Consider the following 18,877-nt stretch of genomic DNA (forward strand, 5'->3'; position numbering starts at 1 on the left):
TCATCCCTGCCGGGCGATGAACGCCGCCAGCTCGGCCCGCTCCGCGTCGCTCATCCAGGCGCCGTAAACGGGCGCGATGTGACCCTCACGGCAGGAACTCAGGAACACCGAGACCCGGTCCCGCACCTTGTACAGGGCGTCATGCCACTGCATGGTGGCGCTCGGCTTGACCCCGGGACGGAACGTCTCCTTCCTGACCTGCCACAGCGCCGTCAGCTCCTCGATCACCTCCGGATGCCGCCACCAGCACGGCAGGATCGCCAGCGGCATCTTGTAGTGGAGCACCGTGCTCTCGACGAACGTCGCGAGCTCGTGCAGCGTCCGGCGGCGTTCCGGGCCGCTCAGGGCGACCCAGTCGACGGGGCCGGGCGGGGGCGGCGGCGCTTCCGCGGCCGCGGCCGGTTCGGAGGCCTGCTCCGGGGCGAGCCGGCGATCCAGCAGTTCTATGAGCGTCTCCAGCAACTGCTGCTGTCTGCGCAGCAGGTCCGCCAGCTCCCGCGCGTCGGCCGAGTCCAGCACCCGCGTCCCCTCCACTGTCATGTCGCACCTCCGTCGACGCGCACCTGCTGCACTCCGTGGTCGGCGCCGGGCGCCGGCTGTGCGGACCCGTCGGGTCCCTGGGGCCGGGCCGTCAAGTCCCGGTCGCCGATGCCGCCCGCCCCGCCAGCGGCGCTCCCACCGGCGGGGGCCGCCCCACCGGCGGGGGCCTGCCCGCCGGCGGGGGCGGGCCCGCCGAGCCCCCGGGCGGTCTTGCCGATCTCCATGATCATCCTTTCGGTCTCCGCCTTGCCCTTGGCGATCTCGTCGCCGTCCTCGCGCTTCCACCACGGGGTGAGCTGTACCTCCACCGGGCGGGCGGAGCGGGCGACGACAACCGCGCTGCCGAACTTCAGCGTCCGGATCTCGTCCGGAGACAGCACGTCCTTGCCGCGGACCTTGCCCATCAGGCGCGAGACGTCCTCAAGGTCCTCCACGTTGCCGGCGCCGCCCATGATGACCCGGACGGCGGCGTTGTCCCACATGATCATCGCCTCGTGTTCCCCCCACCGCGCCCGGGCCTGGGACAGCGACTGCAGGTACACGTGCAGGGCGATCGAGAAACCGCCCGAGTCGCCCATGTACGCCGGAAGGCTCGGCATGGGCGAGATGTGGGCGGCCTCGTTCAGCTCGACGGTGAGCGGCGGGTCCAGCCGGCTCGACGGCATCTTCGTCGCCTCTTTGCGGGCGGAGTCGAACAGGTCCTCCATCATGGCCGTCACCACCGGGGCGATTCCGCCGGTCTTCTGCTCCTTGCCCAGCACGTAGAGGGTGTTGCGGCCGGACAGGAACCGCTTCATGTCGAACGTCTCCTCCGGCGGGGGCGAACACGCGTCCAGCACCCGGGGGTCGGAGAAGCAGGCGAGAATCTGGATCAGGCCCGGCCAGATCCGGCCCCCCATGCTCGTGTTCGCCACCATCAGGGACTCGTACTGGCCGGCCCATCCCATCGGCGCGGTGCCGTCGGCCTCCCCCTTGCGCAGCAGTTGCAGGGGCTCGGTGTTGTTCGGCTGGAAGGCCCAGCGCATGACGTCGCGCATCGTGCGCCCGCCGATCGCCGCGGCGTGCAGGTAGCAGCGCAGGATCGAGGTCTGCGCGGCGACCAGGAAGGCGGCGTCACCGGTCACCTCGAAGCCGCTGGCGTCCACGAACGTGCCGGCCCGCAGCGCCGCCACGTTCGGGTCCTCACACCCCTTGACCGGCGACCAGCGCAGCTGCTGGGGCCAGCGGGTCAGCCCGTTGGGGTCGAAGACGTGCACCTCGCCCATCTTCGCGCGCATGGCATAGGTGTTGGTGAAGGCGTCGGCCCGGGTGGAGGTGACGATGCAGGCGCCCGGCGCGTCGATGGTGTAGGGGGCGCAGAAGTGCACGTCCTTTCCCTGACGCGGAGGGGCCAGGATGATGAACACGTCCTCCACGGAGGAGTAGAGCTTCTGCCGGGACCTGATGTCCCGGCCGAGGTAGAACCCGACGTCCGTCGGCTGGACCCCGCTCTTCTTGCCCTTGGTGGACGGCCGCACCGACCCGGCCTTCTTCAGGACGGCGTTCGCGCCGAGCATCTTGCGGATCTCGTTGCCCGAGGCGAAACCGAGGCGAAGCCGCCGGAACTCGCGCCGCCGCCGCCAGTTCAGCGCGAACCGCACGAGCCGGAAGGCGGCCCAGCCCGTCAGCGCCAGGAAGATCAGCAGGATCACGCCCAGCAGCCAGAGCGGACCCAGGTCCGCCGCGGCGGCGGCCGGCCAGGCGGCCGCGGGGTCCGCCGGGTTCTGGAGGAGCCGGTAGGTGATCGCGAAGCAGTCCTTGGGGCTGGAGTCGGGCCAGCCGTTGCCGCTGAGCAGGCCCGAGAGCTGCCCGGCCAGCCAGATCATGAGGCAGGCGAACGCCGCCATCGCCACGATCGTGTTGGCGATGGTGACGAGAAATGCGTATGCGGCGTCGTCGACCTCGTCGGTTCTCTGCCTGTCGTGCCTCATGACATTCCCTCCGTCTCATTCCCGTTGACGGGGCTCGGGCGGCCCTCGGACTCCGGACGGGCGCCGCGGCGGCCCGGAGTTCCGCGTGCTCGGTGTTGGTCAGGCGGTACTGACGCGGGCGACGCGCCATGGATCTCGAGGGGAGGCGCGCGTGAGCGTGACGAACGCTATGGCTCGTACGGTGCGGCCCTTCCATTGGTCGCGGCCGATGGGGGTCACGGTGACCTGCCACTGGCGATACGCCATGGTGGGCGTGTCCGGGTCGAGGTCGCCCTCCGGCTGCCGCAGCGTCAGACGGACCCTGGCGTAGGCGCGATGGGCCTTCCACTGCTGCGGCACAGGCCCGACGGCCTGCTCGGCGGCGACGCGGGCGGCGTACTGGGGGGTCAGGTAGGGGCAGGCGCGCAGGTAGGCGTCGCGCTGGCCGTCGTCGATCGCGGCGTCCACGGTCCACATCACGGTCACGGCGGCCCGGGAGACCGCGGTGGCGTCACGCCGGTCGATGCCGCGCGGATCCGGCAGTCCTCCGTGAGGGGTTTCGGACGGCGCCGTGGGCCGGCAGGCCGTCGGCGTGGGCGACGGGGTGGCCGTCGTCGCGGCCGCCGGGGGACGGCGGGGCTCTTCTGTCCCGCACGCCGTCGCGGCCACGGCCATCACGGCCGCCAGGGCGATCAGGGGACCCGGCCGCAGGGAACGGGTCATCGCTTGTGCTCTCTCCTCAGTGGGTCAGGGGTCGACCGAGATGTGGACGTGGTCGAAGTGGTTCTGGGTGATGCTTCCGCGGTCCTCCATCAGCCGCCAGCCCTCGTCCGCCCGGGACGGGTTCCAGATGCGCTGCCGGTAGATGATGTAGTAGATGCCGAGCTTCTTGGCGTTGGCCTGCGCCCAGGCGGCGATCTCGTTGCCGAGCTGCGCCTCCTCCGCCGTCGGCGCGCCACTGCTGATCATGAAGTCGCAGGCGCGGCCCAGCGGATGCTCACCGCCGCCGGGGATGCCTCCGTTGGATCGGTAGCAGCCGATGCCGCGCGGCACCTTGAACAGGGTCTTGATCTGGTCGCGGACGCAGCGCATCCGGTCGGTGATGTTCTCGGCGCCCATGGCCGCCCCCGCGGGGCACTCCGTGCCGGGGGGATAGTTCCCCGCGGCCTGCGGTCCCGAGTCGCACGCGGCCGACCCGGCCATGTTGTCGCCGCCGACGCTGAAGTCCCCGTCGGCGTACTTCTTGGCCCACTCCAGGACGTCGTCGACGTACCAGTCGGCGTGGTTGTAGGCGAAGATCGCCTTGCGCATGTCACCGGGAGCGCCGCTGGCCTTGAGGTAGTTGGCCGCGCCGGGGATGGCGTCCTCGGGGTCGTAGCGGTCCTTGCGCCCGTCACCGTTGCCGTCGACCCCGTAGGAGTCCCAGGTGGGCTGCAGGAACTGCATGGGACCGCCGGCACCGGCGTAGTTCTCACCGCTCTTGACACCGGGCAGGTCAGAGGTGCCGTGGTTGGTCTCCACCTTGCCGATGCCCGCGAGCACATTCCATGGAATGCCGTACTTCTGTCCGGCCTGCTGATAGAGCCGCAAATAGTTGCTCGGAATGGAGTTCGCCTGCTCGGACGCCTGTGGCTGATTAGCCGTTCCACCGGAAGGGTTCGGGCACGCGTTCGCGGTGCCGCCGCCGAACAACAAGGTGACCATCAGTACGAACCCGATCACGAATGCGAGACCGCCGCCGATCACCGCCGTGGCCGGCGAAAAGGCGCCCCCGTCCGAAAACCGGAGCGCGCCGCGCGAACGCAGGAAGGCGGCGACGCGACTGGCGTGGTGCCTCATGACCGGCCTCCGGGGGGCGGCCCGGCGGCGCCGGGCGGGCGGGGGGCAGCCCGGGCGCGTCGATCTTGTGCGCCGCCCCGTCGGGTACGGCGCCGTGGGCCGCGAGCCGCGGCCGTGGCGGTCGCGCACGCCCCGGAACGCCCGTCGCTGCGGGCGTTTTGGCGGGTGTGGGAGATCAAGGCTCGCATCGGAACGTCAGACGCAGTCGGACGCGGCGCCGTTTCACGGCTTCTGCGGCGGGCTCCGCGCCGGCAGGCGCCCCCCTCAGGGGGGACGTGCCGGGAGCATGGCGGAGCTTCGTGGGCCGTCCCGGGCGGCGCCGTCGCGGACCGCTCGCGCGCGCGACACCCGGACGAATGACGTCGTCGCTGGTCAGCCTCCCGCATCGGGGTCGGCGAGTCTTGTGACTACGAATAAGAATCGCCCCTCACATATGGTGACCAGGGAGGTGGCATCCCTTCGGTGCCCGCCGATTGACTCGGCCGCGCCTCCCCCGGACAGGTCGACCGTAATGTAACGGTTCTAAAAGCCCCCGATCATGGCGCGCCGATGCTATAGCATGCCGACCTGCCCTGGAGATGCTTTTTGAACCAGGGGACATCCTCGGTGCGTCGAAGGGACTATGACCATGAATGGTGTCCCCTTGGACGGTTCCGGGCCGCGTTACCTCGTGCCAGGGGCGACCACCTACATGACGGGCAGCCCGCCGAGCGAGCAGCCCAAAGTGCGGCCGCACGTCGTACTCCAGCCTCGTCAGGCCCCGCCGCCCACCAGCCAGCTGGGTGTCTTCGGGTACAGCGGGCCCGGTCCCGCGTGGTGGTTCACCAGTTGCCACGGCGGGGCGGGGACGTCGACGGTGGCCGACATCGTCCGGGGCGGGATGGCCTCTGGCCAGTACTGGCCAGTGCCCGACCCGCCCGGGTACGCCAGTGTCGTACTGGTGGCGCGCGGCCACGCGGGCGGTCTGCGTGCCGCCCAGGCCGCCGCGCGACAGTGGGCCGGCGGTGGCCTTCCGACCGTGCGCGTGGTCGGCCTTGTGGTGGTCGCCGACGCACCTGGCCGACGACCGAAACCGCTGCGGGAGTTGCTGCATCTGATATCGGGAGCGTTCCCACAGGTGTGGGAGCTGCCCTGGGTCGAGGCGCTGCGGCTGGGTGATCCCCCCGACCAGATCCAACTGCCGCCGGCGTTCTCGGAGCTTGCCGCCGATCTCCAACGCATCGTCACTGGAGGAACGCATGTTTAGCACGCTGATCACCGCCGCGGGAGATGTGGTCCACGCCGTGGCCGTCGCCATTCCCAACCCCGGGCAGGGTGAGGCCCCGCCCGGCGCCGCCCAGCTGGAGAAGATGCTGCGGTGGGTGGCCTGGGTCGTGTTCGGCCTGTGCGTCGCGGGCGTGCTGATCGCGGCCGGCCGGATGGCGGTCATGCACCGCAACGGTGAGGGCGGCGCGCACGCCTCGGGGCTGGCCTGGGTGGCCGCCGCCTGCATCCTGGCCGGTTCGGCGTCCGCGCTCGTGGGTGCCCTGATCGGATGAGGGACGAGCCCTCGGCGGCCGACGACGGGCTGGAGGAATCCAGCCCGTTCCGGCGTCCCGCCTTCCTCATGTCGGCCGGGTTCCTGGCGGTGGTCGCCGTGCTCGGCGCGGTGACCTTCATCCGCAGCCCCGCCCCGCGCTCGGAGCAGCCGTCCGCTCCCCAAGCCGGTGACACTCCGTCGACCGGCGCGACGCAGGCCCCCGCGAGCGGCTGCCGTCCCAGTGACACCTCACAGCAGGTCCCGGCGGGGCCACCGCCCGGGGTCACCTGGCAGGTGTACAAGACGATGGCACTGCCGTACTCGTCGACAGCGGGCCCTCTCGTCGTCAGTGCCGACGGTGAGGTGGCGCGCTGCTTCGCGCACACCCCGCTCGGGGCGCTGCTGGCCGCCACCCACCTCAGCTCCCGCTATGTCTTCTCCACCCAGTGGCGTGTCATCACCACCGAACAGGTGATCCCCGGCCCCGGCAGGGACGCCTACGTCAAGCTGCGCAAGAACCGGGGCGTCGACGTGGTCGTGCCCGGCAGCCTCGGGCAGATCGCCGGGTTCCAGTTCGTCACCTACAGCCCGCAGACCGCGGTCGTCCAGCTCGTCATGCGCTTCTCGACCGGTCAGATGTCGGTCAGCGCGGTCACCATGAAGTGGCAGGACGGCGACTGGAAGCTCGAACTCCAGCCGAACGGGTCACCGTCGGCCTCGCAGCAGCTCGTCTCGTCACTGAACGGCTTCGCACGCTGGGGAGGTGTCTGACGTGTCGGTCGTCGCAGCGCAGGCCGCGCAGGCCGCCGCCGATCCGGGCTGCGGCCTCGTGCCGGTCCTTCCCTGGTGCCTGGACGACACGGCCAAGAACGTCGCCGGGTCGATCGCCGGGTCCATCGTCGACATGGTCGCGCAGGCCTTCGCCAACGCCGCGATCGAGATCCTCAAGGTCCTGCTGACGTGGTGGATCAAGGTTCCCAACCCCACCCTCAGCGAGAACCCCGACGACCCCGTCTACTTCATGCGCGAGCGGACCGGGTGGCTGGTCACCTGGGTCGCCGTGCTGGGGCTGCTGTTCGCCGCGGGCAAGACGGCGTGGCAGAGACGCGGCGAACCGTTCCGCGAGGCGTTCTCCGGGCTGATCACCATGGTCGTCGCCGTCTTCACGGTGACGGCGGCGGTGCGGCTGGCGATCGAGGCGGGCCACTCCTACTCGGTGTGGATCCTGGACGCCTCCACCGAAGGCGACGTCGAGGGCAACCTCGGCAAGATCGGCGCGCTGTTCGGCGCGGCGCTGCTGCCGGCGATGCCGGCGGTGATCCTCATCGTCGCCCTGCTGGCGATCCTGTCGTCGGTGATCCAGCTCGCCATGATGGTGGTGCGCAGCGCGATGCTGGTGCTGCTGGCCGGGGCGCTTCCGCTGGCGGGCGCGGCCAGCATCACCCCGCAGGGCCGCGCCTGGTTCCGCAAGCTGATCGCGTGGCTGGTGGCGTACCTGCTGTACGAGCCGGTCGTGGCCACCATCTACGCCGTCGCCTTCCGGGCGATGCACGGTGACTCGATGGCGCAGCTCCAGGGCCTGATCCTGGTGATCATGGCGGTGCTCGCGCTGCCCGCGCTGATGCGGTTCGTGGTGCCGGTGGTGTCGTCCACGGGCAACGACGTCGCCGAGAGGACGGCCAGCGCGGCCGCCGACTACCTCCCGCTGGGCGCCCGGATGGTGAACAACCTCCGGGGCGGCGGCGGCAACAACTCCTCGGGCGGTGGCGGAGGCGGGGGCGGCGGCCCGTCCGGTTCCGGCCCGTCCGGAGGCGGACCTTCGGGAGGCGGCCCGTCCGGAGGAGGACCGCCGCCGACCGGTCCCTCAGGCGGGGGCGGCGGAGACGACGACGATGACCCGCCGCCGCCGTCCGGCGGTACGCCGCCCAGTGGTTCCGGTGGCGGAGGCTCCGGCGGCGGGGGCTCCGGCGGCGGAGGTTCAGGCGGCGGCGGTGGCGGCGGCGGCCCGGCGAGCGGTGCCGCGGGCGGCGCGGGCGCGGCCGGTGGTGGCGCGGCCGGTGGTGCCGGAGGCGGCGCGGCCGGTGGCGCTGCGGGCGGTGCGGCCGGAGGCGGCGCGGCCGGTGGTGCGGCCGGTGGTGCTGCGGGCGGTGCCGCGGCCGGTTCCGCGGCGGGCCCGGCCGGTGCGGCCGCCGGAGCGGCGGCGGGCGCCGGCAGTGCGGCCGCCAACAGGACCGCTGACGCCGCCCGGAACGCGGCAGACGACGCGGCCGACGAGGGAGATGGACCAAGTGGCAGCAGGTAACCGAGTAGAGCGCACCTACGGGAACTGGCGTAAGCCCGTCTCACCCGGCATCGGCCGGCTCGGGCTGCTCGGCACCGGGATCCTCATGCTGGGCCTGGTGACGATCGCCCTGTCCGCCATGATCTCGCTGTGGGCCGCGGTGATCGCGGCGGTCGTCCTGGCCGTCGTCATGCTGCCCCTGGTGGTCCAGGACCGGCACGGCCGTACGGCCCTGCAGGCCGCCACCGCGCGGATCGCCTGGTGGCGCGGCCGTTCCCAGGGCTGGCACCTGTACCGGTCCGGTCCGCTGGGCATCACCGCGCGCGGCAGCCACCGCCTGCCGGGGCTGATGGCCGCGTCCCGGCTGGTGGAGGCGCAGGACTCCTACGGCCGCCCGTTCGCGATGATCATGATCCCGTCGACCGGCCACTACACCGCGGTGTTCGAGTGCGCCGCCGACGGGGCGGCCCTGGTCGACCAGGACCAGATCGACACCTGGGTCGCCTACTGGGGGCAGTGGCTGGCCTCGCTGTCGTTCGAGCCGAGCCTGGTCGCCGCCAGCGTGACCATCGAGACGGCGCCCGACCTGGGCCACCGCCTCCAGCGGGAGGTCGGGAACAACGTCGACCCGAACGCCCCGGAGCTGGCCCGGCAGGCCCTCGACGAGATCGTCCGGACCTACCCGGCCGGCAGCGCCCAGGTCTCCACCAGGGTCGCGGTCACCTACGCGGCCGCGCCGCGGCCGGGCGCCAAGCGCCGCACCATGGAGGAGATGGCCCGCGAGATCGGCACCCGCATCCCCGGGCTCACCGCGAACCTGGCGATGACCGGCGCCGGAACCGCCCGTCCGATGAACGCGGCGGAGCTGGCCAAGGCCGTGCGGGTGGCCTACGACCCCGACGCCCAGTCGTTGCTGGAGACCCTCGGCGACGACGACATCAGCTGGGACAAGGCCGGTCCCGTCGCGGCGCAGGAGTACTGGGACCGGTACGTCCACGACTCGGGCGTCTCGGTCACCTGGGGCATGTCGGAGGCGCCGCGCGGCGAGGTGCTGTCCAGCGTGATGACCGGTCTGGTGTCCCCACACCGGGACATCGCGCGCAAGCGCGTCACGCTCCTGTACCGGCCGTACGATCCGGGCGCGGCGGCCAAGATCGTGGAGCGGGACCGCAAGGACGCCCGGTTCCGCATCTCCGGGGCCCAGACCGCCGCGCGGGACGCGGTCGCCGTCGCGGCGGCGGACCAGTCCGCCCGCGAGGAGGCCAAGGGAGCCGGGCTGGTGCGGTTCGCGATGCTGGTCACCGCCACGGTGCGGTCGGTGGAGGAGCTGCCGCTGGCGACCGCCGCCATCGACACGCTCGCGCCGCCCGCCCGGGTGCAGTTGCGGCGCATGTACGGGTCGCAGGCGTCGGCGTTCGCGGCGGCCCTGCCCCTCGGCATCGTGCTGCCCGACCATCTCCAGGTTCCTGCGATGGTGCGGGAGGCGATGTGAGCACCACCACCGATCCGCTCTTCGGCCTGCCGGCGGACGGCGCGCCGGCGACCGGCGACGACGGGCGCAAGAACCGGAAGAAGAACAAGAAGGAGAAGAAGGAGAAGAAGAAGGACAAGGCGCGCGACCGCGCGTCCGAGCGCAAGGGCCCCGCGGCGCCCCGGCCCGGCATGCGCGGCTTCGCCGGGCGCGGCGGCGGCCGCGCCGGGTACGTCGAGGCACCGCCGGAGTGGCGCGGCACCACCGTGCAGGTGTGCGGCCTGTGGCCGTTCGGCGCCGGATCGGGCACTCCCATGGTGGGGGTGCCGCTCGGCCGGGAGCTGATGGGCGGGACCACGCTCTGCTGCGACCCGATCTCCTGGTTCCAGCGCGCGGGGCTGATCCACAACCCCTCCGTGCTGGTGCTGGGCAAGCCGGGCCTGGGCAAGTCGACGCTGATCCGCCGCATGGTGGTGGGGCTGACGGGATACGGCGTGTTCCCGATGGTGCTCGGCGACCTCAAGCCCGACTACGTTGACCTGATCCGCGCGCTGGGCGGGCAGATCATCAAGCTCGGCCGCGGGCTGGGCTCGCTGAACGTGCTCGACCCGGGCGAGACGGCCGCCGCCGCGGCCAAGCTGTCCGGCGACGCGCGCGCCAAGCTGGCGGCCGACGCGCACGGCCGCCGGCTGAACATGGTCGCCGCGCTGGTGACGGTCCTGCGCGGCACGCCCATCGCCGACACCGAGCGCACCGTCCTGAACGCCGCGCTGCGGGTGCTGGACGAACGCCACCAGGGCGTGCCGATCCTGCCGGACCTGATCAAGGTGATCGACGAGGGGCCGGACCGGCTGCGCAGCATCACCCTGGCGCGCGGCAGCGAGGACCGCTACCGCAATGCCGTCGACCCGCTGCACGCCTCGCTGCTCGGCCTGCTGGACGGGCCGATGGGGGAGACGTTCGCCCACCACACCACCACTCCGATCAAGCTGGACTCCCCCGGCGGCGTGTGCATCGACATCAGCGGGATCGACGACGCCGACGCCGAACTCCAGGCGGCCGTGTTGCTGGCCTGCTGGTCCGACGGGTTCGGCGCGGTGGAGGCCGCCCATGCCCTGGCCGACCAGGGCATGGGGCCCCAGCGGCACTTCTTCGTCGTCCTCGACGAGCTGTGGCGGGTGCTGCGCGCCGGACGGGGCCTGGTGGACCGGGTGGACGCGCTCACCCGCCTCAACCGCCAGCGCGGGCTGGGCCAGGCGATGATCACGCACACAATGGCCGACCTGCTGGCGCTGCCGGACCCCGCCGACCAGCTCAAGGCCAAGGGCTTCGCCGAACGCGCGGGCATGGTCATCTGCGGCGGCCTGCCGCAGGCCGAGATGCCCATGGTCAACGAGGTCGTCCGGATGTCGACCGCGGAGCAGAGCATGATCGTGGACTGGTCGACGCCGCCGTCCTGGGACCCGACCCTGAACCGGGACGGGGAGCCGCCCGGCCGGGGCAAGTTCCTGGTCAAGGTCGGCGGCCGTCCGGGCATCCCGTTCAAGGTCGACCTGACCCACGCCGAGCGGGAGGTCAACGACACCAACAAGCGCTGGGCCCACTCCACCACCAAGCCCAAACGCCTCTGACCCGGCAGTCGGACAGGGCCCGCCCCGCCACCTCACACGTCAGATGGCGGGGCGGGCCCCCCGGCAGCGGCACGCGCGGAGCGGATCCGCGGTGCGCCCGCTCAGTCCGTCACGTCCATCCGGGGGAAGATCGGCTCCGGCTTCACCATCGTGCGGCCCGGCAGGCCCTCCAGCCAGGCCGCCGGGTCGCCCAGACGACGGCTCTCCTCGCCGATCGTCGCCAGGATCTTCTCCGCCGACGCCGGCAGGAACGGCAGCAGCAGCAGGCCGACCTGACGGATGGCGCCGGTGAGGTACAGGAAGACGGTGTCCATGCGGGCGGAGGCCGCCTCGTCGCCCGCCTTCGCCGCCTTGGCCAGGTGCCACGGCGCGTTGCCGTCGACGTAGGAGTTGGACGCGCGGATCAGGTCGCCGACATGGGCCAGCGCCTCGCGGTGGTCGTAGCGGCCCATCGCCGCCACCACGCCCTCGACGCTCTCGGCCGCCTGCCGGGCGAGCTGCTCGTCCTGGTCGGTGCGCTCGCCCGCGGCCTGCGGGATCGTCCCGTCCCGGTACCGGCCGATCATGCTGGCCACCCGGCTGACCAGGTTGCCCAGGCCGTTGGCGAGGTCGGTGGTGTAGCGCTGGACGAGCCGTTCCTCGTTGAAGTCGCCGTCCTCGAACGGCGAGATGTCGGCGAGCAGGGCGTAACGCACCGCGTCCAGGCCGTACTTGTCGACCATCGCCACGGGGTCGACGACGTTGCCCAGCGACTTGCTGAGCTTGCGCCCGTTGGCGGTGATGTACCCGTGGACGACCGTCTTGGTGGGCAGCGGCAGCCCCGCCGACATGAGCATCGCCGGCCAGTAGACGGCGTGGAACCGCGTGACGCCCTTGCCGAGGACGTGGACGCGGGACTCGGCGTCCTCCCAGTAGCGCCGGTATTTCTCGTCGCCGTCGACCCACCCCAGGGCGGTGATGTAGTTGGTGAGCGCGTCGATCCAGACGTAGATCACCTGGCTGGGGTCGCCGGGCACCGGAATGCCCCAGCCGCGTGCGCGCTCGGTGGACCGGGAGACGCTGATGTCCTCCAGCCCCGACTCCACGAAGCTCACGACCTCGTTGTAACGGCTGGTCGGCACGATCTGCAGCGCGCCGGACTTGAGCGCGTCCAGCAACTGGTTCTGGTAGCGGGACAGCCGGAAGAAGTAGTTCTCCTCGCTGACCAGCTCCGGCGGCACCAGGTGCTCGGGGCAATTGCCGTCCACCAGTTCCGCCGGCGAGTAGAACTGCTCGCAGCCGACGCAGTAGAGCCCCTCGTACGTCTTCTTGTAGATGTCCCCGTTGGCGGCGATCAGCTCCCAGACGCGGGACGCCCCCGCGATGTGCCGCTGGTCGACGCTGGTCCGGATGAAGTCGTCCTGGCTCAGCCCCAGCTGCTCGGTGAGCTGCTCGAAGTAGACGACGTTCCGGTCCACCAGCTCACGGGTGGAAATGCCCTCGGCCTCCGCGGCGATGACGTTTTTCAGGCTGTTCTCGTCGGAGCCCGTCAGAAAGAAGACATCGCCTCCCTGGAGGCGTTGGAAGCGCGCGAAGCAATCCGCCTGAACATATTCCAGCGCGTGCCCGAGATGAGGCCGCGCGTTGACGTATGGAATTGTGGTCGAGATGAAGCTGCCGTTGCTCACATCGCCCTCATCACTGTTAGCGGTTCGCCTGTCCGCCGGCGCGTCCGTGCGTCAGTCTATCCGTCCTGTTCAGGCCCCTGCGGACGGACGACCGCGGCGCCGACCGGCCGTCCCGTGCGGGTCGCGCGGCAGCGAGCGGCGAGGTCACTGAACAGGCAGCCGTTGTGGAGGATCCGCTCCTCGTCCGTCACCCGTGGGTACCGCCGGCCGTGCCGGCCGTAGTGGTGCGGGACGCGGATGCGGTCCACCGCAAGACGCCGGGTGAGCACCAGTTATCGATCCCGCCAGTGTATCGGGAAGTGGGCGTCCGGCTCGCCGAATTGCACCGGCGGTGAGCGCGCGCCCACGATACGCGTCAATGCCTGGATGAGGCCCTGCCGGTCGCCGCGCGGAGCATGCTCGTGGACTGCTCGACGCCGCCCCGCCGAGGCCCGCGCCGGGAACCCGGGCGAGTGGTCAGGGCGGGCGTCGCCGCACATGGCGGAGGCTGTGGGATTCGAACCCACGGAGCCGGGGCTGCCGACTCAACGGTTTTCAAGACCGTCGCACTCGTCCACTATGCGAAGCCTCCAGTGAGCAGCCCCCACGATAGCGCCAAGCCCGAGGTGAGTTCACGGGCTTTGCAGGCGCGACGGACCGGCTGGTGACGCCCCGGTCGGGGGCGGCGGGCACCGGACGGAGCAAGACCGTTCAGGTCATTCAACCTGAATCACACTGAAATCATCCGTATCCTCATCCGCATGTCGCAGACACCCAACGATCCGGCAGGGTCGACGCAGCAGTTCCAGAACTTCCAGCAGCAGGGGCAGCCGGACAAGGCCGCCAAGGTGAACGTCGGCCTCATCGCCGGCGTCGTCGCCGTCGTGGCCCTCGTCGCGATCATCGCGGTCGCGATCGGGATGACGATGTGAGATCGGGACGACCCGCCGTCCACGCGCCGGTAGCCGTGGAACCCCGCCGGCGGGCCGCTCAGCCCCGGTCACCGAAGAAGCACCCGCCCTCGTACGTCCTGGCACCGCACCCAGCCCGCTCCAACACCCCGGCCACCGCCGGCACGAACCGGTGGGGCTCTGGCCGGGTCACGGTGGGGATGCCGCGCGGGGATCGGCTCAGACGTTCTGTTTGCTCGGCTCTCTGGTGGCCTGCACCGCGACCGTCGCCCTGGACTGCTTGAGCGTGGCCGCGATGACGGCTGCGGCGATCATGGCCAGTCCGGCCGCCCATCCGGCGGTACGCAGCCCATCGATCGTGTCGGCCGTGGTGGTGGCCGTTTCCGTGCCGGTGCCGGCGATGGCGACGATGCAGGCCAGGCCGACGGCGCCGCCGATCTGGAGGGTGGTGTTGGCCAGGCCGGAGGCGACGCCCTGCTCGGCGGGGTCGACACCGGAGGCGGCGGCCACGAACATGGCCGGGAAGCCGAAGCCGCCGACGCCCCAGATGACGATGCCCGGCAGGAGCGTCCAGAAGGAACCGCCGCCGGTGATCCCGAACGCGAACACGATCATTCCGGCGCCGTGCAGGAACACCCCGATCGCGAGCGTGACGCGCAGGCCCCACCGGTCGAGCAACCTGGCGACCAGCCGCTCGCTGGACAGCATGGAGATCAGGGTCAGCGGCAGGAACGCCAGGCCCGCCTGGAGCGCGTCGTAGCCGAGCACGCCTTGCAGGTAGACGGTGAACACGTAGAACTGCCCGCTCACCGAGCCCAGGACGAGGAACATCACCGCCATGGCCGTGACCAGGCTGCGGTGCCTGAGCAGCCGCGGCGGCAGCAGCGGATCGCGGATGCGTCCCTCGACGAGGAGGAACACCCCCACCAGCGTCACCCCGGCGATCAACGCCCCCGCGCCGCCGAGCGAACCCCAGCCCCGTTCCGGCCCGCTGACCAAGCCGAACACCAACAGCAAGGCACCCAGCGTGGCGATGAGAGCACCCGGCAGGTCGAATCCTTCCCTGTCACCGCGCGGCCGGTCGGCGGCGAGCACTCGTGGCGCTGCCACTGCCGCCCCCACGGTCAGGGGCACGTTGACGAAGAAGACCCATTCCCAGCCCAGCCCGTTGGTGAGCACGCCGCCCAGCAACGCACCGGCCGCCAGACCGGAACCTCCTACCGTTCCCCAAACGCCCAGCGGCCACGAGCGTCGCCTGGTCCCCGGCCAGGCCGCCGGCCAGGGACGAAACACCGTAGAGGGCGAGACCGAGCATGAACATTCGCCGCTGTCCGAACCGGTCGACGGCCCGGCCGCCCAGCAGCAGGAAGCCGCCCAGGCCGACGAGGTAGGCGCTGACCACCCATTGCAGGGACTGCGCGGTGAAGCCGAGCTCGCGGCCGATGTCGGGCAGGGCCACGTAGACGATGTTGTAGTCGACGGCGATGACGAACTGGGACAGCGCGAGCAGCACGAGCGCCGGCCGCGGTCGGGCGGATGTGTTCACGGTTGAGTTCTTCCTGGAAGGTCGTTAGGACCGTCGCCGGTCGGGTCCGTCGCCCGTCGCGAACTGCCGCCGGTCCGGCCGCACCGGGGGCGCGCACCGGTTCGGCGTGCGGTCGGGCAGGTGCGGCGCGTGGGGCGCGCCCCCGGGTTCTTCGGTTCGGCAGCTGTCAGAGCGAGTTCAGGAAGTCGATCAGTACGGCGTTGACCTCGTCGGGACGTTCCTGCTGGACCCAGTGGCCGCAGCCGGGCAGGACCACCGTCCGGCGCAGGTGGGGGACGGAACCGGACGCGCCGGTGATCAGCTCCTGGTTCGCCGGGATCGCGAAGGCCTCCTGTCCGCCGACCACGAACAGGGCGGGCGCCTGCACCGGGTTCGACCGCCACGGTGCCGACAGCTCCCAGTTGCGGTCGAAGTTGCGGTACCAGTTCAGGCCACCGGTGAAGCCGGAGCGTTCGAACTGCGCGGCGTAGGTCTTGACGTCCTGCTCGGTCACCCAGGCGGGGAGCGTCTCCGGCTCCTCCAGCAGGGAGTCGACGATCGTGCCGCCGTCGGGGACCATCCCGCTCCACCCCGGCCCGTCGCCCGACCCGCTGTACAGCAGCCGGCGCACCAGCCCCAGCGGGTCCTGCCGCAGAGCCGCCGCGAACGCCGCGTCGGCGACATCCGGCTGCTGGAAATGCACGATGTAGAAGGCGTCGCCCAGCGCCGCGCGCCACCCGGCGGTCGGGGTGACCGCCGGGTCGAGCGGATAGGCGAAGCGATCCGGGATGCTCAGCGCGGCCACCGCCTCGACGCGTTCGGGACGCCTCTTGGCCAGTTCCCACGAGACGAGCGCGCCCCAGTCGTGGCCGATGACGAACGCCTTGTCCTCTCCCAGCACGTCCATCAGCCCGGTGACATCGTCCGTCAGGTGCTCGATGGTGTAGTCCTCGACGGCCTCGGGGACGTCGGTGTCGCCGTATCCACGCTGGTCAGGGGCCACCACGTGATATCCGGCCGCGGCCAGCGCGGAAATCTGGTGCCGCCAGGAGTACCAGGTCTCCGGCCAGCCGTGCAGCAGCAGCACCAGCGGCCCGGTCCCGCTCTCGGCAAGGTGCATCCGCAGGCCGTTCACGTCGACAGTACGGTGAACGATCTCCATGACGTCTGTTCCCTTCGGTTTCGATCAGACGGATCGCAGGAAGTCGATCAGCGCGGTGTTGACCTCGGCGGGGCGTTCCTGCTGGGTCCAGTGGCCGCACCCGGGCAGCACGACCACCTCCCGCAGGTTCGGAGTCGACGCCCGTACCAGCTCGGTCAGGTCCGCGCCCGTGGCGGTGGTCATGGTGTAAACGTCGTCGCGGTCGCCCACCACGTAGAGCGCGGGCGGGAGCACCGGGGCACCGTGCCAGGCCCTCAGCAGGTCCCAGTTGCGGTCGATGTTGCGGTAGAGGTTCAGGGCGCCGGTGAAGCCGGCGTTCCCGAAGTCGGCGGCCATGACGTCCAGGTCGTCCTCGGTCAGCCAGCCGGGCAGTTCGTCCGGCTCGGTCACGGTGTCCAGGAAGCCCTTGCCTTCAGGGATGACGATCTGCCAGCTGTTCCCGTCGCCCGAGGCGCTGTAGAGCAGGCGCCGCAGGGTGGTGCGCGGGTCCCGGCTCAGCTCTTCGTCGGCGATGCCGGGCTGCTGGAAATAGACCATGTAGAAGCCGTTGCCGATGAGCCGGCGCATGCCCTCCACGGGGGCGGGCCCCGACGGCGCTCCCCCGACCAGGCCGCCGCCTACGCGGGGCTCGTAGGGGACGCTGAGCCCGGCCACCGCGCGTACCCGGTCGGGACGCAGCAGCGCGGTGTGCCAGGCCACGCCCGCCCCCAGTCGTGGCCGACCACCACCGCCTGCTCCTCGCCGAGCACGTCCATCAGGCCGACGACGTCGCCGACCAGGTGCAGGTAGGTGTAGTCGGCGATGTCCGCGGGCCTGCCGGTGCGGCCGTACCCGCGCAGGTCCGGAGCCACCGCGTGGTATCCGGCGGCGGCCAGCGCGGGAATCTGGTGCCGCCAGGAGTACCAGGATTCGGGGAAGCCGTGCAGCAACAGCACCAACGGCCCGGTCCCGCTCTCGGCAAGGTGCATCCGCAGGCCGTTCACCTCAACGGTACGGTGCACGATCTCGGTCGTATCCGTTCCCATGCGGAACTCTCCCTTGCGCATGCTTGTTGACGGAATCTCGTGCGGACCGGCACGGCGGAGGCCGACGGCATCCGCGAAAGGGCTGGGACACCTCAGGGACCGGCCCGCCACCTGCCCCGGACACCGTCGATCTACTGCGAAAACATAAGACCACCGCGAAAGACGATGAATATCTCAGCGTCCATACTTCTTGTTCGAACGTCTTCACAGTGGACTGAAGAGTCTCGATACGGACGTTCTCGGTGACGTGCTCCCGGCCATGCGCGCCGGGCAGCCCGCCCCACGCCGGACGGACTGGAGCCCCCGGCCGTGACGTCAGCGGACGAGCAGTGCCCAGTCGCGGGCAGCAGTTCACCCCGCCGGTGAATCCGGCGCTCTCGAAACGGGCGGTGAAGGTGTCGAGGTCCTCGCCTATGGAACAGGCAGGCTCTGCCCTGGGGGGTCCTCTCGGGTCAGGGCTTCTGCAGTTGCCGCCGGTATCGGCCCGGGGGAACGCCGTACTCGCGTTTGAACGCCTTGGCGAATGCGTATTCGGAGCCGTACCCGCAGCGTTCGGCGACGGTCTGGAGCGAGGCATCGGTTCCGCGCAGGAGCCGGGCCGCGACCGTCATGCGCCACCAGGTGAGATAGCTCATGGGCGGCTGTCCGAGGACCGTGGTGAACCGCTTGGCGAACGTCGCGCGCGACACGCCGGCCCTGGCGGCCAGTTCTTCGATCGTCCAGGGATGTTCGGGCCGTTGGTGGATGTGGTTCAACGCGGAGGCGATGACCGTGTCGGTCGCGCGGCGGCCCAGCCGGCGCCGGCGTGGCCGGACTGCTCGTCGATCCAGGCGCGCAGGACGTACAGCAGGAGCATGTCGATCAGCGGGGCCAGGATCGCCTCGGTGCCGACGCGAGGTCGCTGCAGTTCGTCGCCCATGAGGTCGATGGTGGCGCGGAGCGCGGGGTGGTGTCCGACCCGGGCGGGCAGGTGGATCACCGGGGGAAGGTCGCTCAGCAGGGGGTGCGGGCGGAGGCGCTCGAAGCTGTAACAGACGCAGAGGATCTCTGTGGCGGCGCCTTCACCGGGGATGTTCAGCTCTGTGATCAGCGCTCCGTCACGGGACGGGCGGAAGTCGATCAGCGGGCTGCCGGGCCGGTCCGCCAGGGTGTGCCCATGCCCCGGTGCGGTGAAGAGAACGTCGCCGACACCGAGTGTCACCGGTGCGCCCTGTGCGGAGATCAAGCAGCATCCGCCCTGCAGGACCACGTGGCAGCAGGCGGAGTCGTCGGCCGGAAACCGCACCCCCCAGGGTTCCCAGCATCTGGTACGGCCCGCATACGGCTTCCCCGCGCGCATGGCCGCGAGCACATCGCCGAGAACATCCATATCGATACC

The 18,877-nt window shown here is 71.1% G+C and carries 18 protein-coding genes, 1 tRNA gene and 1 pseudogene; 7 read left to right on the forward strand and 13 right to left on the reverse strand.

Translation table 11 applies throughout. The features are described 5' to 3' along the window. From ABZ801_RS01880 to ABZ801_RS01895, 4 genes are all read right to left on the reverse strand, one after another. Positions 1 to 540 carry a hypothetical protein gene (locus ABZ801_RS01880; RefSeq protein ID WP_360691471.1) on the reverse strand — a complete coding sequence of 180 codons (540 nt, stop codon included), beginning with the start codon at positions 538 to 540 and terminating at the stop codon, positions 1 to 3. Continuing rightward, complete coding sequence (locus ABZ801_RS01885) at positions 537 to 2,510, reverse strand: TraM recognition domain-containing protein (RefSeq protein ID WP_360691473.1); 1,974 nt, start codon at positions 2,508 to 2,510, stop codon at positions 537 to 539. The genes ABZ801_RS01880 and ABZ801_RS01885 overlap by 4 nt, the downstream gene beginning before the upstream one ends. A gap of 99 nt (positions 2,511 to 2,609) precedes the next feature. Beyond that, positions 2,610 to 3,212: a hypothetical protein gene (locus tag ABZ801_RS01890; protein ID WP_360691476.1), complete on the reverse strand. Its 603-nt coding sequence runs from the start codon at positions 3,210 to 3,212 to the stop codon at positions 2,610 to 2,612. A 24-nt stretch (positions 3,213 to 3,236) separates the two neighbouring features. Beyond that, positions 3,237 to 4,211 (reverse strand): lytic transglycosylase domain-containing protein, encoded by a 975-nt coding sequence (locus ABZ801_RS01895; RefSeq protein WP_360691478.1) that lies wholly within the window; start codon positions 4,209 to 4,211, stop codon positions 3,237 to 3,239. Between the two features lie 808 nt (positions 4,212 to 5,019). On the opposite strand from ABZ801_RS01895, the gene ABZ801_RS01900 reads away from it, so the two are divergent. The 6 genes from ABZ801_RS01900 to ABZ801_RS01925 are packed head-to-tail and all read left to right on the forward strand — an operon-like array spanning position 5,020 to position 11,230. Beyond that, complete coding sequence (locus tag ABZ801_RS01900; RefSeq protein WP_360692671.1) at positions 5,020 to 5,574, forward strand: DUF6668 family protein; 555 nt, start codon at positions 5,020 to 5,022, stop codon at positions 5,572 to 5,574. Continuing rightward, the gene (locus ABZ801_RS01905; protein WP_344941918.1) at positions 5,567 to 5,866 is read left to right on the forward strand and encodes a hypothetical protein; all 300 of its coding nucleotides are present in this window, start codon (positions 5,567 to 5,569) and stop codon (positions 5,864 to 5,866) included. Before ABZ801_RS01900 ends, ABZ801_RS01905 begins: the two co-directional genes overlap by 8 nt. After that, positions 5,863 to 6,618 (forward strand): hypothetical protein, encoded by a 756-nt coding sequence (locus tag ABZ801_RS01910; protein WP_360691481.1) that lies wholly within the window; start codon positions 5,863 to 5,865, stop codon positions 6,616 to 6,618. Before ABZ801_RS01905 ends, ABZ801_RS01910 begins: the two co-directional genes overlap by 4 nt. A gap of 1 nt (position 6,619) precedes the next feature. After that, a complete protein-coding gene (locus ABZ801_RS01915; protein WP_360691484.1) occupies positions 6,620 to 8,149 on the forward strand; it encodes a hypothetical protein in 1,530 nt (509 codons plus the stop codon). Next, a complete protein-coding gene (locus ABZ801_RS01920) occupies positions 8,136 to 9,620 on the forward strand; it encodes an SCO6880 family protein (protein ID WP_360691487.1) in 1,485 nt (494 codons plus the stop codon). Before ABZ801_RS01915 ends, ABZ801_RS01920 begins: the two co-directional genes overlap by 14 nt. After that, entirely contained in the window at positions 9,617 to 11,230 is a 1,614-nt protein-coding gene (locus tag ABZ801_RS01925) for an ATP/GTP-binding protein (protein ID WP_360691490.1), read from the forward strand. Before ABZ801_RS01920 ends, ABZ801_RS01925 begins: the two co-directional genes overlap by 4 nt. 101 nt (positions 11,231 to 11,331) lie before the next feature. Here the strand turns inward: ABZ801_RS01925 and ABZ801_RS01930 are convergent, their stop codons facing one another. From ABZ801_RS01930 to ABZ801_RS01940, 3 genes are all read right to left on the reverse strand, one after another. After that, positions 11,332 to 12,897: a class I tRNA ligase family protein gene (locus tag ABZ801_RS01930; protein ID WP_360691493.1), complete on the reverse strand. Its 1,566-nt coding sequence runs from the start codon at positions 12,895 to 12,897 to the stop codon at positions 11,332 to 11,334. A 56-nt stretch (positions 12,898 to 12,953) separates the two neighbouring features. Then, the gene (locus ABZ801_RS01935; protein WP_360691496.1) at positions 12,954 to 13,166 is read right to left on the reverse strand and encodes a hypothetical protein; all 213 of its coding nucleotides are present in this window, start codon (positions 13,164 to 13,166) and stop codon (positions 12,954 to 12,956) included. Between the two features lie 209 nt (positions 13,167 to 13,375). Further along, positions 13,376 to 13,468, reverse strand: a tRNA-Ser gene (locus tag ABZ801_RS01940). A 169-nt stretch (positions 13,469 to 13,637) separates the two neighbouring features. Between ABZ801_RS01940 and ABZ801_RS01945 the strand changes: the two genes are divergently transcribed. Further along, entirely contained in the window at positions 13,638 to 13,808 is a 171-nt protein-coding gene (locus ABZ801_RS01945; protein WP_360691499.1) for a hypothetical protein, read from the forward strand. Between the two features lie 198 nt (positions 13,809 to 14,006). On the opposite strand, the pseudogene ABZ801_RS01950 reads toward ABZ801_RS01945, so the two are convergent. The 6 genes and pseudogenes from ABZ801_RS01950 to ABZ801_RS01975 all read right to left on the reverse strand — a co-directional run bounded on the left by ABZ801_RS01950 (position 14,007) and on the right by ABZ801_RS01975 (position 18,868). Continuing rightward, a pseudogene (locus tag ABZ801_RS01950) lies at positions 14,007 to 15,333 on the reverse strand (MFS transporter). A 166-nt stretch (positions 15,334 to 15,499) separates the two neighbouring features. After that, a complete protein-coding gene (locus tag ABZ801_RS01955; protein ID WP_360691502.1) occupies positions 15,500 to 16,474 on the reverse strand; it encodes an alpha/beta hydrolase in 975 nt (324 codons plus the stop codon). A gap of 24 nt (positions 16,475 to 16,498) precedes the next feature. After that, positions 16,499 to 17,173, reverse strand: a complete 675-nt coding sequence (locus ABZ801_RS01960; RefSeq protein ID WP_360691505.1) for an alpha/beta hydrolase — start codon at positions 17,171 to 17,173, stop codon at positions 16,499 to 16,501. Further along, entirely contained in the window at positions 17,092 to 17,499 is a 408-nt protein-coding gene (locus ABZ801_RS01965; protein WP_360691508.1) for an alpha/beta fold hydrolase, read from the reverse strand. The genes ABZ801_RS01960 and ABZ801_RS01965 overlap by 82 nt, the downstream gene beginning before the upstream one ends. A gap of 452 nt (positions 17,500 to 17,951) precedes the next feature. Continuing rightward, a complete protein-coding gene (locus ABZ801_RS01970; protein ID WP_360691511.1) occupies positions 17,952 to 18,254 on the reverse strand; it encodes an AraC family transcriptional regulator in 303 nt (100 codons plus the stop codon). Continuing rightward, positions 18,251 to 18,868 (reverse strand): cupin domain-containing protein, encoded by a 618-nt coding sequence (locus tag ABZ801_RS01975; protein WP_360691514.1) that lies wholly within the window; start codon positions 18,866 to 18,868, stop codon positions 18,251 to 18,253. The genes ABZ801_RS01970 and ABZ801_RS01975 overlap by 4 nt, the downstream gene beginning before the upstream one ends. Positions 18,869 to 18,877 lie beyond the last annotated feature (9 nt).

This window comes from Actinomadura sp. NPDC047616, assembly GCF_040642915.1.
In the GTDB taxonomy this organism is placed as follows: domain Bacteria; phylum Actinomycetota; class Actinomycetes; order Streptosporangiales; family Streptosporangiaceae; genus Spirillospora; species Spirillospora miaoliensis.

What these genes read in the sequence shown, in the direction of transcription:
- ABZ801_RS01885 (WP_360691473.1), bottom strand. Translation starts at nt 2,510, where the DNA reads ATGAGGCACGACAGGCAGAGAACCGACGAGGTCGACGACGCCGCATAC.
- ABZ801_RS01975 (WP_360691514.1), bottom strand. Translation starts at nt 18,868, where the DNA reads ATGGATGTTCTCGGCGATGTGCTCGCGGCCATGCGCGCGGGGAAGCCG.
- ABZ801_RS01965 (WP_360691508.1), bottom strand. Translation starts at nt 17,499, where the DNA reads ATGGGAACGGATACGACCGAGATCGTGCACCGTACCGTTGAGGTGAAC.
- ABZ801_RS01910 (WP_360691481.1), top strand. Translation starts at nt 5,863, where the DNA reads ATGAGGGACGAGCCCTCGGCGGCCGACGACGGGCTGGAGGAATCCAGC.
- ABZ801_RS01945 (WP_360691499.1), top strand. Translation starts at nt 13,638, where the DNA reads ATGTCGCAGACACCCAACGATCCGGCAGGGTCGACGCAGCAGTTCCAG.
- ABZ801_RS01890 (WP_360691476.1), bottom strand. Translation starts at nt 3,212, where the DNA reads ATGACCCGTTCCCTGCGGCCGGGTCCCCTGATCGCCCTGGCGGCCGTG.
- ABZ801_RS01905 (WP_344941918.1), top strand. Translation starts at nt 5,567, where the DNA reads ATGTTTAGCACGCTGATCACCGCCGCGGGAGATGTGGTCCACGCCGTG.
- ABZ801_RS01955 (WP_360691502.1), bottom strand. Translation starts at nt 16,474, where the DNA reads ATGGAGATCGTTCACCGTACTGTCGACGTGAACGGCCTGCGGATGCAC.
- ABZ801_RS01880 (WP_360691471.1), bottom strand. Translation starts at nt 540, where the DNA reads ATGACAGTGGAGGGGACGCGGGTGCTGGACTCGGCCGACGCGCGGGAG.
- ABZ801_RS01900 (WP_360692671.1), top strand. Translation starts at nt 5,020, where the DNA reads ATGACGGGCAGCCCGCCGAGCGAGCAGCCCAAAGTGCGGCCGCACGTC.